At 34.2% G+C, this 14992-nt stretch carries 15 protein-coding genes and 1 pseudogene; 2 read left to right on the top strand and 14 right to left on the bottom strand.

Going from position 1 to position 14992, the window contains the following annotated elements; genetic code table 11:
• Positions 1 to 202 precede the first annotated feature (202 nt).
• The 9 genes and pseudogenes from ABH960_RS02985 to ABH960_RS03025 form a co-directional block, all read right to left on the bottom strand.
• On the bottom strand, positions 203 to 673 hold the full coding sequence (locus ABH960_RS02985; RefSeq protein WP_113936509.1) for a MarR family transcriptional regulator: 471 nt from the start codon (positions 671 to 673) through the stop codon (positions 203 to 205).
• A gap of 204 nt (positions 674 to 877) precedes the next feature.
• Entirely contained in the window at positions 878 to 1879 is a 1002-nt protein-coding gene (tdcB, locus tag ABH960_RS02990; protein WP_404442650.1) for a bifunctional threonine ammonia-lyase/L-serine ammonia-lyase TdcB, read from the bottom strand.
• A 106-nt stretch (positions 1880 to 1985) separates the two neighbouring features.
• Positions 1986 to 2729, bottom strand: a pseudogene (locus tag ABH960_RS02995) (GNAT family N-acyltransferase).
• 69 nt (positions 2730 to 2798) lie between these two features.
• On the bottom strand, positions 2799 to 3347 hold the full coding sequence (gene plsY, locus ABH960_RS03000) for a glycerol-3-phosphate 1-O-acyltransferase PlsY (protein ID WP_002085555.1): 549 nt from the start codon (positions 3345 to 3347) through the stop codon (positions 2799 to 2801).
• 135 nt (positions 3348 to 3482) lie between these two features.
• Entirely contained in the window at positions 3483 to 4382 is a 900-nt protein-coding gene (locus ABH960_RS03005) for a BadF/BadG/BcrA/BcrD ATPase family protein (protein ID WP_113936511.1), read from the bottom strand.
• 18 nt (positions 4383 to 4400) lie between these two features.
• Positions 4401 to 5552 carry an anhydro-N-acetylmuramic acid kinase AnmK gene (anmK, locus tag ABH960_RS03010; RefSeq protein WP_404442654.1) on the bottom strand — a complete coding sequence of 384 codons (1152 nt, stop codon included), beginning with the start codon at positions 5550 to 5552 and terminating at the stop codon, positions 4401 to 4403.
• A gap of 21 nt (positions 5553 to 5573) precedes the next feature.
• Entirely contained in the window at positions 5574 to 5840 is a 267-nt protein-coding gene (locus tag ABH960_RS03015; protein WP_016095317.1) for a hypothetical protein, read from the bottom strand.
• Between the two features lie 78 nt (positions 5841 to 5918).
• The gene (locus ABH960_RS03020) at positions 5919 to 7202 is read right to left on the bottom strand and encodes a PTS sugar transporter subunit IIC (RefSeq protein WP_002069275.1); all 1284 of its coding nucleotides are present in this window, start codon (positions 7200 to 7202) and stop codon (positions 5919 to 5921) included.
• A gap of 11 nt (positions 7203 to 7213) precedes the next feature.
• Entirely contained in the window at positions 7214 to 7519 is a 306-nt protein-coding gene (locus ABH960_RS03025; RefSeq protein WP_000865888.1) for a PTS sugar transporter subunit IIB, read from the bottom strand.
• 226 nt (positions 7520 to 7745) lie between these two features.
• Here ABH960_RS03025 and ABH960_RS03030 point away from each other — a divergent pair, with 226 nt between their 5' ends.
• Positions 7746 to 9305 (top strand): glycoside hydrolase family 10-like protein, encoded by a 1560-nt coding sequence (locus ABH960_RS03030; protein WP_404442659.1) that lies wholly within the window; start codon positions 7746 to 7748, stop codon positions 9303 to 9305.
• 57 nt (positions 9306 to 9362) lie between these two features.
• On the opposite strand, the gene ABH960_RS03035 is transcribed toward ABH960_RS03030, so the two are convergent.
• The 3 genes from ABH960_RS03035 to ABH960_RS03045 form a co-directional block, all read right to left on the bottom strand.
• Entirely contained in the window at positions 9363 to 10196 is an 834-nt protein-coding gene (locus ABH960_RS03035) for a DUF3974 domain-containing protein (protein ID WP_113936514.1), read from the bottom strand.
• Positions 10197 to 10220: 24 nt separating this feature from the next.
• Complete coding sequence (locus ABH960_RS03040; protein ID WP_002119468.1) at positions 10221 to 11333, bottom strand: toxic anion resistance protein; 1113 nt, start codon at positions 11331 to 11333, stop codon at positions 10221 to 10223.
• A gap of 348 nt (positions 11334 to 11681) precedes the next feature.
• The gene (locus tag ABH960_RS03045) at positions 11682 to 12275 is read right to left on the bottom strand and encodes an O-methyltransferase (RefSeq protein WP_113936557.1); all 594 of its coding nucleotides are present in this window, start codon (positions 12273 to 12275) and stop codon (positions 11682 to 11684) included.
• A 305-nt stretch (positions 12276 to 12580) separates the two neighbouring features.
• Here ABH960_RS03045 and ABH960_RS03050 point away from each other — a divergent pair, with 305 nt between their 5' ends.
• Positions 12581 to 12739, top strand: a complete 159-nt coding sequence (locus ABH960_RS03050) for a hypothetical protein (protein ID WP_002085567.1) — start codon at positions 12581 to 12583, stop codon at positions 12737 to 12739.
• A gap of 34 nt (positions 12740 to 12773) precedes the next feature.
• Here ABH960_RS03050 and ABH960_RS03055 read toward each other — a convergent pair whose 3' ends face one another.
• Both ABH960_RS03055 and ABH960_RS03060 read right to left on the bottom strand, forming a co-directional pair.
• Entirely contained in the window at positions 12774 to 13643 is an 870-nt protein-coding gene (locus tag ABH960_RS03055; protein ID WP_404442664.1) for a sigma-70 family RNA polymerase sigma factor, read from the bottom strand.
• Entirely contained in the window at positions 13621 to 14931 is a 1311-nt protein-coding gene (locus ABH960_RS03060; protein ID WP_404442667.1) for a phytoene desaturase family protein, read from the bottom strand. The genes ABH960_RS03055 and ABH960_RS03060 overlap by 23 nt, the downstream gene beginning before the upstream one ends.
• Between the last annotated feature and the right edge of the window lie 61 nt (positions 14932 to 14992).

The raw sequence follows: 14992 nt of genomic DNA on the forward strand, positions 1-14992 counted from the left end.
GAATTTAAAAAAGATGACTCCTGTTGGATACAGAAATCATCTTCTTGATGTTGCCTAACTTTTTTCAAAATGTCCTTTACAAAGGGTACAGATTACTATGAACAGGCTACCTTTTTATTATTTAAATGTATCCCGCATGAACGGGAAAATAAGTTAGTTTTCGGGATTAACTACCCGTAAAAGCCCGAATGCTTCAACTTTATTATGACTTAATATGTATACCTTGTTTCTTTATTTCTGCATCCAAATGCCTACTATACTTTTCCACGAAGTTAATTATACTGTCGAATTCTTCCTCGGTTACTTGCTCAAATACAGCTTTATCCCGCTCTTGAAACTCTTTGTGCAGTTCTTCATGAATTTTATAAACTTCTTTCCCTTGTTCGGTAAGCCTAAAATAAATTTCTTTCTTATTTTTCGACTTTTGATAGCTTTCAATAAGGCCTTTTTTTATGAGCTTCTTAGTCATTCTACTTATTGCACCGCGAGTCACATAAAAAGCCTCTGCAAGTTGTGTCACGTTAGAATCTGTATTGTTTTCAATATATTCAATACAATGTACTTCAGAAGACTTAAAACCCTTCAGACCTGCTTCCATCTTATCCTTATTTAGCCAAACCATCTTATTATATAATTCCCTGAAACCGTTCATGACCTGTTCTTCCTTATTCATGGCCTATCCTCCTAACAGCTCATTCATACATTAAAACCATTATATTAAATTTCTGTTTCTGTTTCGACAATATTGATATAATTATTTGAGTTATCTTTGAATAGAGACGATTACATATAATAATTTACTATACAGTAGACAAAAAGTAAGAGCTAAGATTAGTTTTCTTAGCTCTGCTTTCATAAAATTTATGTTATTTAAATACTATTTCACTTCATTAGCTACAAAAAATTGCTCACAAACACTTGATATACGTTGCAAGTCTACGTTCCCACCAGATATAACCGCTACTACTTTTTTCCCTTTTATATATGTATCCACTTTCCCTGCAAGTAGAGCAGCAGTAGCTAATGCACCTGCACCTTCTACAACGGCTTTACCACGCTGTAATAAGTCTTTCATCGCTACTTCTAATTCACCTTCTGACACTGTTACAATATCATCTACTAATTCTTTTACAACTTCAAAAGTTAAATCACCTGGTATTTTAACTGCGCAACCATCTGCTATAGTAGGTGCCTCATAATGTTCTACGATTGTCCCTTTATCATAAGATGCCTTCATCCCATGAACATTTTCAGCTTGTACACCAATTATATTGATTGATGGATTAAAAGACTTTAATGCAACAGCAATTCCAGAAATAATTCCACCTCCGCCAATTGGTACAATGACCGTATCAACATCCCACATATCATCAAGAATGTCCAAACCAATTGTACCTTGACCAGCCATTACCTCTACATCATCATATGGATGTAAGTATGTTTCACCTGTTTTCCTAATAATCTCCTCACATTTTGCCTTCGCATCATCAAAAGTTTCACCATATAAAATCACTTCTGATCCGTATCCTCTAGTTGCTTCAACTTTCGCCTTCGGTGCAGAAATCGGCATCACAATTTTACTCTTAATACCAAGTAAATGAGCAGATAAAGCAACTCCTTGCGCATGATTACCAGCGGAACAAGCAATTACGCCTCGCTCTTTTTCTTGATCTGTCAACTGTGACATTTTATTAAACGCACCACGAAATTTAAAAGAACCCGTTAATTGCATATTTTCTAATTTCAAGTGAATTTCTCCGCCTGTTTTACTAGTCAAATAAAATGATTTTACTAAAGGAGTTTTACGAGCATTTCTTTCTAAAATGTTTTGAGCTTTTTTAATGTCTGTTATATGTAATGGTAGTTTTTTAGTTATCATGCTAACACCTCTTCTAATAATTTATAATCTACTGTTTGTCTCATTTTTAAGTTTTCGTAAGTAATAATCCCTTTATACGCAACCAACTATGTTCAAAAATCATTGCTCATATATGTACGCCATTCTTTAATGTACATCTGTGTAAACAATTCAACATCCTTTTCATATCACGTTCTTTGTAATGATTCAGGCATGCAATTTGGATCCAGTTATTCTTTTGTAAATACGCTGATTCATAATGAACAATATATCCTTGTAATGCTAACGCATCACCTAGCTCCTTAGAAGACTGATCTTCATTTAATTGAATGGTAACTATAATTGGCGCGGCATGTTCTTTAGGTGAAACAAGATTTAAACCCATAGTAGTAATAGCTTGTTCAATATATGTATACGTCTCTTTTATTTTTTTAAATACCATTTCATCTTCAAGTATTTTTAATGCTTCTTGCAATGCATAAATTAAATTCCATGAATGGGAGTATGGGATACTTTCATTTTCTTCGTACATACCAATGTCCATATAAGCAGGTACTGCCTCGTTTACTTTTACAATTGAAAGTAAACGAATTTCATATACGTTTTCTCCATGTTCTTGCAAGTAAAAATCTAAATTTGAAATTTTATGATCTAATGAGAATGGTCGTTTTCCTCGCAACGCAACCATACCTACTAACTTATCACCATCTAAACAAATTAAATAAGTATTTTCTTCATGAAAACGATCTATACGAACATGCTCTTTCGTTTCTTCATGTTACGGAATTTCTTCTACAAATGTTTTATAATTCAATTTATGTATACTTTCAAATTCCCAAGCTTGATCAGCAACTTTATAAATTAACCCCATGTTGTATCTCCTTTATGTATTTAATAAAAATTATAAGTGGAGATTAACTCCACTTATTAAAAGTTCATTTCATTCTCGATTTACATATAAAATAAGTACAATGATAAGTGCACTTAAAATAGTCGTAACAATAGAGTAAGAATACAAAATCATGCAAACTGGTAAACAAGCGATTGTAATTAGTCCGGGCTTAGTAAATCCTTTAAAGATTAAATAAAATATAATGAAAACAGCAATAAGAGTAAGCGCTATCAAATAATCAAATGCAATTAACCCTCCAATAAATGTTGAAATGCCTTTTCCGCCCTTGCCTTTAAATAAAATTGGGTAAATATGTCCAAGTATAACAGCCAGTAAAGCTAACATTACAAATGTAGAATCTTCAAAAAGGTATTTTGCAATAGAAACTACGATTGCCCCTTTGATCGCATCACCTAAAAATGTAGCGACGAAATACCCTTTTCCATATACGCGCCCCATATTTCTTGCGCCAGGATTACCACTTCCTTCTTCACGAATATCAACATTATGTTTCCATTTCGTTACTATATAAGCGGTCAATATGTTTCCAAATAAATAAGAAGCCACCAAATACAAAAATTGCATACTATTAATCATGTAATCATTCACTTTCTACATGGGAGTACTTATACAATATTCAATGACTATGTATATTGTACTTTTTCTTGCTTTACATCCCTTTGTATATTTTAACATCATATTTTTACAAATCATACAAAAATTCTCATACTTCTATTTTATAAAATATACACCCTTCATTAAATGATATGTTCCTTTCACTGCCATTTCTGATGGTGATACGAATATAACTTCTCTCATACTTTTCTCACAGCATTTCTTAAATTCAGCATATATCTCAGGAACGAAACGCAATATACTGCCACTTACTGCAATTAAAGGTGATAAATCAAACTGCATCTTGTTGTAAATATTCACCGTAATTATCGTTAATTCCTTAGCCGCTTGCAGAATAATTTTATGTGCATCATCATTCTCATTCCTCGCTTCCTCTATAATTAATGGTGCAATTGCTGCAACTTTATCTTTTGAAGAACTATATACTAGTCTTTTTATATGAGATGATGTTAAAAGTCGAAACTCGTCTTGAATCCTTAAGCTTAATGGACAAAGTCTAACTCCTTGATCAAATTGATTTGCCATTCTCTTTAAACCTTGTAACGCAATCCAATATCCGCTTCCTTCATCGCCTAAAATATGTCCCCATCCACCACTATACTCGTACACTTCTCCTTTCTTTCCAATACAAATTGCGCCTGTACCGCCAATCGTTAAAATTCCATCCTTCCCTTTTAAAGCAGCTGCATGTGCAATCACTGCGTCATTAAAAACTTCAATTTTCGTTTCATATTTCTTTATTAATCGTAATGTTAATTCATTTGTATTCGCTCCACTTATACCCGCTAACCCTAAACAAATACAAACGCAATGCCCATCAATTAAAGCTTTCTTGCATTGATCGATCGCCTCCATAATATGCGAAACTGCTTTTTCATAATCTATTAATATATTTCCAAACCCACTCGTACCTCTTACAACTTCGTTTCCGTCTTGATCAAATGCAATTGCTTCTGTCTTCGTGCCTCCACCATCTACTCCAATCATATACTTCATATGTCCGCCTCATTTTCATCATCTTATTGGAGGGAATGTTATATTCCCTAAAACTACAGATTGCTTTGCACCTGTTGCGCTTGGCACATTACTCGGATTACGATGATGCGTTTCGTTTGCTAATATCGCAAAGGCGATTGCTTCTTTCGCCTCTGAAGAATAGCCTATATCTTCTTGAATGAATATCGCGCACTTTTCTTCATTCAATCCATTTCGTATCATGTCAACAAGTGTACGATTATAACTGCCCCCACCACCTAAAATTACTTCATCGATTTCATAATACGGCAGAATAAACTCCTTATAATGATGAACAATTGAACTTGCTGTAAACATCGTGACAGTCGTCAAAAGATTTTCTTTACCATGCTTTTCAAACCGCTTCAATAATTCACTTACAAACTCTTCTCCAAACTGTTCTCTACCAGTTGATTTCGGTGGATTCATTTTCAAAAATGGATGGTTCATACAATATGTCAAAATTTCATCTACAACTACTCCTTGTTTTGCAATCCTACCATTTTGATCATATGGCAACTGAAATAATCTTTGACATACATCATCGATTACCATATTTCCTGGGCCAGTATCAAAAGCAATTACACTCTTATTACTTCGTTTACTTGGAATCACTGTAACATTACCAATCCCGCCAATATTTTGTAGTAATCTATTTTTAGTTTGATGGCGATACAAAATGACCTCTGAATATGGCACAAGTGGTGCACCTTGTCCCCCTGCTGCCATATCCATTGTTCGAAAATTAGAGATAACCGTAGTGTTCGTTTCATATGCTATAACTGCTGGTTTTCCAATTTGCAATGTCGAAGAAATACTATTGCCTTCTTGCTTTGGCTGATGATAAATCGTTTGTCCGTGAGAACCTATTAAATCTAATTGTTCCAATGACAAATCAGCCTTTTTACAAACTTCCTTCACAGCATTAGCAAAACATAAACCAAGCTTAAAGTTCAAACTGCATATCAATTGAACATTAGATGTATCAATTGATAAAGCCTGCAGTATCTCATTTTTTATATCCTTACAAAATGGAACAGTAGTAAAATGAATGAGTTCGACCTTAGAATCTACACCGTTCCCTTCTATATGAACGAGCGCTACATCTATTCCATCTAACGATGTACCGGACATTATCCCTGCAATATACATAAAATGCATGCCCCCTATTCACTAAAAAACAATTATGTAAGTAAACAACGTACAACCTACAGAAAACAATATAAATCTAATAAACAACTGGACTTTCGATACAAATGTGCCATCAATGAAAGAAACAACGATCGTAAGCAAAACACTTGCCGCAATGCTTGTAACGATCCATATACTATGCATTTGTGATAGATTTAGCATTCTTAATAAAGGTACGAAAAGTAAATTCGCACATATCACTCCAAATAACAATAAAAATACACCTTTATAGCTAAATTTTATATTCATTCCATTTCACCCTCTCTGGACTTAATGTGAAAGAAGTGATAGACAAAATGCCTATCACTCAAAAATAAAATATAAAACTTACGGATTAACAGATTCCCCATCACCATTTTTCTCAATTTCAAGCATGTTTTTGTCGTACATTTTAAAGAATGGTAAATAAATAAGGAATGATATTGCTATGTTTATAAAAACTAATACAATTGCACGCCAATCTCCACCTGTGGCTAAATATGCACCAATTGGAGCTGGTAATGTCCATGGAGGCATTATATGTGTTGGTGTAACAAACCCCATCGCAGTTGCTGAGTATGCAATAGTTGCTGTTACTAGTGGTGTAATGATAAATGGGATAATTAAAATTGGGTTTAGTACAATTGGCAATCCAAAAATAACAGGTTCATTAATATTAAAGATACCAGGCACAATACAAGTTCTTGATAATGCCTTCGAATATTTTGATCGACCAAATACAATCATAGCTAATACAAGTCCTAACGTCGCACCAGAACCACCAATCCATATAAACCATTGGTATAATGGTTCTGGTGAAATGAATGGCAACTGATTTGCTCCACTAGCAACTGCTTCACCATTTTTCCCTAAATATACTTCCCATAATGGCCGGGCAACAGTTCCAACAACCGACACACCATGGATTCCGAATGACCAAAAAAATGTAATTAAAAATACTGGAATGATTACACCGAAGTAACTATCACCAGCTTTTACTAACGGTGCCGCTAATTTATCAACTACATGATGTAAATCAATACTAAAAACGACAGTTACTAAACTCATTAAAATAATTACGAATGCAGCAGGTATAAGTGCTTCAAACGAACGTGAAACAGACGGCGGTACTTGTTCTGGCATTTTAATCATTACATTTTTCGTCTTACAAAATCTTAAAATCTCTACTGATAAAATAGATACGATCATCGTTACGAATAATCCATGCCCCCCGAGATTTGTCATCGGAAGCATAAATCCTTTTTTATCGATTAATTCGGGCGTCAATGTTAAAAGTAGTGAGCATACTGCTAACTGTGCCCCTGATAAAGCATCTAACTTATAACTTTTCGCTAAATTGTATCCTATACCAAATGCTATATATAAAGACATAATAAACATCGTTAAACGATATGGTATTAATATACTTGTTTGATTTTTCAATGCCCAAACTGATATGAAACTATCTTTCGGTAATGGTGGAAATGCTACTATTAAAAAGAAACTCCCTACGATAATAAATGGTAACGCCGAAATAACTCCATCACGGATTGCTTGTAAATGCCTCTGTTCAGAAAGCCTTGCCATCGGTCCAGATAAGTTTTTATCAAGAAACGTGACAAACTTATTCATAACGCTTCCCCCTAACTAATTAATTCATTTACAGTTTTTAATAAAGTCGGTCCACCAAGCGGCGTGTATGCTTGCGGCGGAATAATACCGCACGGAATAGATTCTTGTTCTGTAAGTTTTTTTACAGCGTCAAATCGATGTCTAACTTGAGGTGCAACCATTACAACATCCCAACCATTCTTTACTTCTTCCTCCACCTCACTTGTTCCAATAGCATGCACTTCCATGTTCATACCTTTTTTCTCTGCTTCTTTTTTTAAAGCGTTTACAACAATTGCGCTGGACATTCCTCCAGAACAAACGAATAAAACTTTCATTATTGAATCCTCCTATACTTATAAATTGTTTCTTTCAAATGAAAGAAAGTTTCACTTTACTAACAAGCATATGAAGAAATGAAACGATTTAGTTATACTGAAAGTAAATTTCACTAAAAATATTTTTCCTATTAAATTAATGTTTCAATATTTATTTTTCTCAATTGCAGTGCCAACCTAACATCATATATTATTTTAAATAATCGTATAATAGGGAGGCGTATAAATGATTATGAAACGTTTAGTAATGATGTGCTGTATCGTCATATTGTTTACTCCTTTCTCTTTCATTTCCCCTCACTCTACTTATGCTGAAGTAAATACTACTTACAAAAAACATGAATTACGCGCTGTATGGATAGCATCTGTTCTCAACATTGATTGGCCTTCAAAAACTGGCTTACCTATTGAAAAGCAAAAACAAGAATTTATAAGACTATTAGACGATGTAAAAAACACTGGTATGAATGCAGTCGTTGTACAAATTAAACCGACTGCTGATGCTTTCTATCCTTCAAATTACGGTCCTTGGTCTGAATACATTACGGGTACACAAGGAAAAGACCCTGGATACGACCCGCTCGCATTTATGATTGAAGAAGCACATAAAAGAAATATAGAATTCCACGCATGGATTAATCCATACCGAATAACGATGAATCACACTGATATAAATCGATTATCAAATAATCACCCTGCAAGACAACATCCCGATTGGGTTGTGCCTTACGGCGGGAAGCTATATTACAACCCTGGTATTCCAGATGTGAAAAACTTTATAACGGAAGGCGCTTTAGAAATCGTAAAAAATTATGATGTTGATGCAATTCATATGGACGATTATTTTTATCCTTATAAAGTAGGTGGCGAAGAATTTCCTGATCAAAAAACATTTGAATCATATAATAATGGGAATTTTTCAACTATCGAAGATTGGCGTCGCAATAATGTAAATGAACTCGTAAAAGGTTTAAATACTGCTATAAAACAAGAAAAATCATACGTAAAATTTGGCATTAGTCCATTTGGCGTATGGCGAAATATAGCTGATGATCCAACTGGCTCTAACACAACTGCAGGTCAAAGAAACTTTGATGACCTTTACGCTGACACACGTGAGTGGATACAAAAAGGATATATTGACTACATTACACCGCAAATATATTGGAATATAGGTTTTACACCTGCTGCATATGATATATTAGTAGATTGGTGGGTAAAAGAAACCAATAATAAACCCATTCACCTATACATCGGTCAGGCGGCCTATAAAATTAATAACAGCTCTGTCCCTGCTTGGTCTGATCCTGAAGAATATCCAAAGCAAATCGCTTTAAACCATCAATATCCACAAATAAAAGGTAGTATGCATTTCAGTTTAAAAGATATAAATAACAATCCACTTGGAATTAAAGATAGACTCTCAAAAGACATATATAAACACCCTGCATTAATTCCACCTATGCCTTGGCTTAATCATGATCCACCAAAACAACCTACTTTAAAAGGTGCCATTCCAAGAGATGAAGGTATTGCTATAGGTATCATTGATGATAGAGAGAATGACTCTGCTTATTACGCAATTTACCGTGTGAATGGAAAAAATGAAGTGGATATACAAAACCCAAAACATTTACTTACTACTGTAAGAAAAACAAAACTTGGAGAAATTTACGTAGATAAAACGGCTATTTCTGGAGAAACGTATACGTATGTGGTAACTGCAGTTGATCGATTGCATAATGAAAGTATTCCTTCTAGTTTTACTACCGTTAAGGCAAAATGAAATCTCAAAAAAAAACGCCTTAAAGCTGAGAAATACTTAGCTTTTAAGGCGCCTTTTTTATTTATTCTTAAACTTCTCAGTCGCTGCTCTCATCTTCACATTCAAATCATGATCAATGGAGTCACGAATATCACGCTCTACTACTTCCATTTCTTTTTGGAAATTTTGCAAGTAGATTTTTAATTCTTCTTCTTTTTCAGGACGTTGTGATGGTGGTAATTGTACCACTAATGATAACATCGCTGTTAAATCTTTCATTAAGAACGTTTCAAGTTTATGTTGTTGTTCAAACATACGTTGTTCTTGATAGTACGGAAGTGCATTTAATACTGAAATTGTAATGTCATCAACCGTTCTTTGTAGTGAAGGATTAATCGAGCGTTTATATGCTTGAATTGTATTTAATGCATCTGGATATCGATCATAGAAATACAATTTATAAAACGATAAGTCTGTCGGTTTAGCAGTTTGCTGTGATTCTTGTCTCAAGAAATCTTTCACTTTCATTGTTGCAATATCAATATCTTCATTCGTAAGCTTTTTCGTTGTTTTTGCCATCACATGCACTTTTTTCTGCTTTTCTTTCGGTAACATTGAGAAAACTTGCTCTCTCGTACGTTGGCCCGATGAACAGAAAAGTGTATTTAATGTATTTTGTTCTTTTTTCCCTTCTGTACGAATCCAGCGATAAAAGAGTGGGTGCTGCGTAAATTCTTGTAAAAACGGTGTTGATTTGTTCGATAATTTTTCAATAGAATCTTGCGCTCTCTTATATGGTTTCGTCCATGAAAAATAAAGTTTACGTCCGAAGTATACAACTAAAACAACGACAGTAAATGCGATTAAAAGTAATGATCCTAATAGTAATAATACTCCTTGAATGAAACTCATTTTTTCACCTCCTCTAAAAGTCTGTTATTTCCTTGGACGCTGAATGAGTTTCTGCTTCATCTCATCATTAAATGTATCTAGTTCAATTACAAATTTCTTACTAGACTCAATAATACGTTCTGACGATTTCTCAGATGCTTCAATAGCGGCAAATACATTTTGGAATGATTCACGTAATTTATCCATGCTAATTGCAGGATTTTCAAGGAGTTTTGTTGTTTCTTCTGTATTTTGTTTTAATGCTTGTGAATTGCTTAATACCATTGATTCAATCGCTTCATTTGTTGCATTAACAGCATCAATTGTTTTACGTTGATTTGTTAATGCAAGCTGTATTGCAGCGGAAACCGTTACAACGTTTTGCGTCATCGTAATTGCATTACGAATTGCCTCTGATAGCTTTTCATTATTTTTCTTAATGATGTCTACAGATGCGATAGATTGTAATAATACACTTTTTGCTTGTTGCATATTACGAGTACGCACAAGTATCTTTTCTAATGCATCATTTATTAACGGAATATCCCTTTGACGTTCTGGATTTTGTTTCTCAGCTTCAAGCATACCAGCAAGTTTTCTTCCTAAGTATACTTGTTTATCAAGAGCGTGAATTTTATCGTGTGATTGCTCTTTTAACATTTCAAGACCAACCGTATCCTCTTGCAAGTTATCACGGCCAATGAGAAGTGACCTTATAATCTCCTCGATTTGCTTATCTATAGATTGATATTTATGCACGTAATTTTCAAGCGGATTTTTCTTAAACACTTTAAACATAAGTTTCTTCATACCAGTTGCTTTTAATGAGTTTGGATCAAGTTCTGATACCACTTTTCGTAATTCTAACAATGTATTTGGAATTTCTTCATTCTTTCCATTCATCATCGCTGTCACAGGACGTTTTAAAGCTGATAGCGTTTGTCCTGCCGCTTGCTGCTCTTTATCCCCTAAGTCTCCAAGCTGCGACAATACTTTTGATAAATCTGTATTTTGCTCGCTATTCAACTTTTGTACATAAAGATCTGCTTCTTTATTCAGTTCTTCAAGTTCTGCATCTTTTATTACTGTATCCACTACTACTTCTACATTATTATCTTTCACAATCGATACAGGTTCTTTTTTCTCGAGTTCAGTCAACAAAATCGCTCCTTTATTTATATGTGCGAATTTATGTGCACTATATTTCATCTAATATATCGTATTTCATATACATTTTTGCTTGCTTGAAATCGATTTTTCAAGAAATACCTGCTTATGCAGTCATTCCCTGTTTCATAGTATAAGTATACCTGTTCTCGTCATTATTTTCCTCAGACTTAAGACCTAGAGAACAACATGCTGAAGACGGATTCTTCACAGCTTACCTTACTTATCACCACTGACTATTAATTTGAAATTCCATTTAGTTACCTTCTTAAATTCATACAATGCTCTATCTTTTGACATATACTATCTTTCAATGTGATAATTATATTAGGTCCACTTCTAATTATTCTTCCGCGCAACAAATGCTCCCTTTTGAAAAGCTAATAACACGGTTTCAAACGTAACGTCTTCTTCAATCATCTTTATAAATCCAGCTAATTCCCCCGCATGAGAAGTTGCATTATCAATTACAAGAAAACCTTTTGGCTCTAAAATACGTTTTATATGTTCCCACCACCACATGTATTGCGTGCGCTCTGAATCTAGGAAAATAAAATCAAATGAACGATCTACTTGCGAATCTAAAAATGCCCCAGCCTCTTGATTATGAATATCGATTCTCTGTGTAAGATTTGCCCTTTCAAAATTTCCAAGTGCCTCTCCAACCCGTTCTGAAGAAAGTTCTACAGTTATAACATTTCCATTTGTTTCTTCTACCGCATTTGCTAGCCACAATGTAGAATAGCCATTTGAAGTTCCAATTTCTAAAATTTTTTTTGCATTGCACCCCTTTACTAATACTGATAAAAACTGCCCCATTTCACGAGAAATATTTCTTAATTTTTCTTCTCTTTTTTCTTTATTTCGATCATGCTCTTCTCCATATTGTTCAAGTTGCAATAATAATGAATCTAGAGTATTCATTTTCTCCATCGCCTTTCCAAGCAATATGATGAAAAAGTACATGATGCCCGTCTACTTTTCATTATATGCGAAATGCACCCCTTTTTCCTGTTATACGACAAAGAATTAAAATTTTTTATAGCATATTGTTTCGTTTTTTGGTAAAGTTAATTTCTACGTGCAATTATTTAATTCACATTATTTTACAATCAGTTTTCAATTATAAGATAATCTAAACCCCATTTAAATGAATCGGTATTTCTAATTCAACTAAGCGCCCTTTTCGGACGCATTTTCTTTTGTTTATATATTTCTGTAAGAAAGGATGCTTACACATGAACGTGATTAACTTAGATGCTGCTAGAAGACGTAAACAGCATAAAAAACTAATGATAACTATACCGATTATTAAACGCATTTATGAAGAAGACGGGGAAATTAAATTCGAGGTAGCCGGCGAAAAAGATGTACCTCTTGAAATGTTAGAAAAATAAAAAAAAGACGCACTTCTAAAGAAATGCGTCTTTTTTATACTATTACATTTAAGTGCATAAGTTTTTCAGGATTAACCATCATATAAATGTTTGAAATTTTCTCATCCTCAAATATGAATGAAAGTACATACGTCACTTTATTATTTATTGTAACTATAACGCCTGGTGCACCATTTACTATTTTGAAATCAACACTATACTTTTCTGGCAATCGTTTTGCAATTCCAAAGAACAAACGTATAATTTTATCTGCAGAATAAATCGGATTAATTGCAGTTGTAACTTTACCACCACCATCTGCTTTAAATATCGCATCTGTTTTTAAAACTTCTAACATACCTTGCGTATCCCCACACTGTAATGATGATACAAACTTTTCCACATAGGCAGCCATTTTCTTCGTACTTAATGTTGATTGCTTCGGCTTATCTAAAATACTTTTTCGTGCGCGTTGAAAGATCTTCCGGCAATTCACACTACTCTTATCAACAATTGAAGCTATTTCCTCGTAGTCATAACTGAAAACCTCTCTTAATATGAAAACAACCCTTTCTACCTCAGACAATTGTTGTAAAAGTAATAAATATGCCGTAGAAATTGATTCTTTCATTACAAATGACTCTACTGGCTCATCAGACTCTTCCACAAATGGCTCTGGTAACCACATCCCTACATATACATTACGTTTATGCGCTGTCGAACGTAATGTATCAATTGAACGATTTGTCGCCATTTTACACAAATATGCTTTCATATTTTCTATAGATTGAACATCCTCTATATTATTTACCGCGATAAATATGTCATGAACGATATCTTCAGCGTCCATAACACTCCCAAGGATTCTATATGCTAATGAAAATAATAATGGTTGATACGCTTCATATAATTGCTCCGTTTCCATGATGAACTGCCTCACTTTCTAATTGCTTTAAAATGTGTAACGCTGCACGTTTCCCGCTTGCTACCGCAGCATCAGCTAATATTTCATCATGCCCAGCCCAATCTCCTGCAACGTAAACACCTGGCATTTCAGGTATATTAGGGCCCGGTTTTTCAACACGGTCAATATGAGGAAAATCATGTACTACCGTTATTTTCGGTAAATATTGCTTTGCAACAACTTCTCTTTTCCAATTAGGATGTAGCAATTCCATCGTATTTTCTAACTGTTCTTGATCATCATGAAAATGATTTATCTCAAGCATAGGATTATGGTACTTAATTAAACTCACTACAAGTGCTCCATCTTCACTTAATTTGGCTGCTCTTGATTGATTCGTGAAAAATATAGGTTGATCTAATCCCAATGCAAAATGATGCAAAGGATTCGGTAATTGTTTTAAACCAATATCTAACGCTGCCACGGTCACTTGTATGGATTGTTCACTCCATTTTTGCAAACTTGTTCCTTCTGTACCTTTTATAATTTTACATGCCTCTTTCGGTGGGGTTGTTACAATAACTGCCCCTGCTTCAAATACTTCATCGTCAAAACAATGTATTCTTTGTTTTCCTTCACAATGCTCTATTTTTAAAACATGCTTTTTAGCCAGAAATTGTACACCACTAGTATTCGCTATTCCTCTTAAATTTGTTATTATCGTCTCCCAACCACCATCTACATAAAGTACTCCTTCTTTCATAGAAAGCTGTATTTGCTTTAGTACGGAAGATGCTAATTGTATTGTAGGAGCATACGTATATGTTGTTGTTCGGCATAATGCATAAAATATATTTCGAACCATTGGATCTTTAATTTCATTTTCTGCCCATGTAGTTAGGCTTATTTTCGGAACTTTTTCTACATCTAAGTTTCCTAAATGAATCATAAGACGAGCGAACTGTACTTTTGCAGACCATGAAAGTAACGGTGTTGATAAAATAGAGCGAAAATCTGTTGGAATGGTATAAATATCCCCTTTCCATATTCCATGTGCTTTTGTAGATGGGATTCCATCTGGAAGATTCAAACCTAACTCATTAAAAGTTAAAAATGCTGCTCCTCCTCTGTATAAAGCATGTGCACCAAGATTCATGCAAATGCCATTTTTATTTATAGTCATCCCCCGACCACCAAAGCGACTGGATTTTTCTAATACAATAACTTTCCTTCCAGATTTCGCTAAATATATAGATGCTGTTAACCCAGCAAGCCCACCACCAACAATCGCTACATCAAATGTATTCATAATAAAATCCCTCCTTATCGTTCTACATACAAGACGAACGATTTAGGAGGGATGTGACATA

Origin of the sequence: Bacillus sp. RC252, from assembly GCF_044909215.1 — a bacterium.
GTDB classification, from domain to species: domain Bacteria; phylum Bacillota; class Bacilli; order Bacillales; family Bacillaceae_G; genus Bacillus_A; species Bacillus_A mycoides.

Excerpts from the sequence above, each read along its gene's own strand:
- ABH960_RS02985 (WP_113936509.1), bottom strand. The coding sequence starts at position 673 with ATGAATAAGGAAGAACAGGTCATGAACGGTTTCAGGGAATTATATAAT.
- tdcB (WP_404442650.1), bottom strand. The coding sequence starts at position 1,879 with ATGATAACTAAAAAACTACCATTACATATAACAGACATTAAAAAAGCT.
- plsY (WP_002085555.1), bottom strand. The coding sequence starts at position 3,347 with ATGATTAATAGTATGCAATTTTTGTATTTGGTGGCTTCTTATTTATTT.
- ABH960_RS03005 (WP_113936511.1), bottom strand. The coding sequence starts at position 4,382 with ATGAAGTATATGATTGGAGTAGATGGTGGAGGCACGAAGACAGAAGCA.
- anmK (WP_404442654.1), bottom strand. The coding sequence starts at position 5,552 with ATGTATATTGCAGGGATAATGTCCGGTACATCGTTAGATGGAATAGAT.
- ABH960_RS03015 (WP_016095317.1), bottom strand. The coding sequence starts at position 5,840 with ATGAATATAAAATTTAGCTATAAAGGTGTATTTTTATTGTTATTTGGA.
- ABH960_RS03020 (WP_002069275.1), bottom strand. The coding sequence starts at position 7,202 with ATGAATAAGTTTGTCACGTTTCTTGATAAAAACTTATCTGGACCGATG.
- ABH960_RS03025 (WP_000865888.1), bottom strand. The coding sequence starts at position 7,519 with ATGAAAGTTTTATTCGTTTGTTCTGGAGGAATGTCCAGCGCAATTGTT.
- ABH960_RS03030 (WP_404442659.1), top strand. The coding sequence starts at position 7,746 with ATGATTATGAAACGTTTAGTAATGATGTGCTGTATCGTCATATTGTTT.
- ABH960_RS03035 (WP_113936514.1), bottom strand. The coding sequence starts at position 10,196 with ATGAGTTTCATTCAAGGAGTATTATTACTATTAGGATCATTACTTTTA.
- ABH960_RS03045 (WP_113936557.1), bottom strand. The coding sequence starts at position 12,275 with ATGGAGAAAATGAATACTCTAGATTCATTATTATTGCAACTTGAACAA.
- ABH960_RS03050 (WP_002085567.1), top strand. The coding sequence starts at position 12,581 with ATGAACGTGATTAACTTAGATGCTGCTAGAAGACGTAAACAGCATAAA.
- ABH960_RS03055 (WP_404442664.1), bottom strand. The coding sequence starts at position 13,643 with ATGGAAACGGAGCAATTATATGAAGCGTATCAACCATTATTATTTTCA.
- ABH960_RS03060 (WP_404442667.1), bottom strand. The coding sequence starts at position 14,931 with ATGAATACATTTGATGTAGCGATTGTTGGTGGTGGGCTTGCTGGGTTA.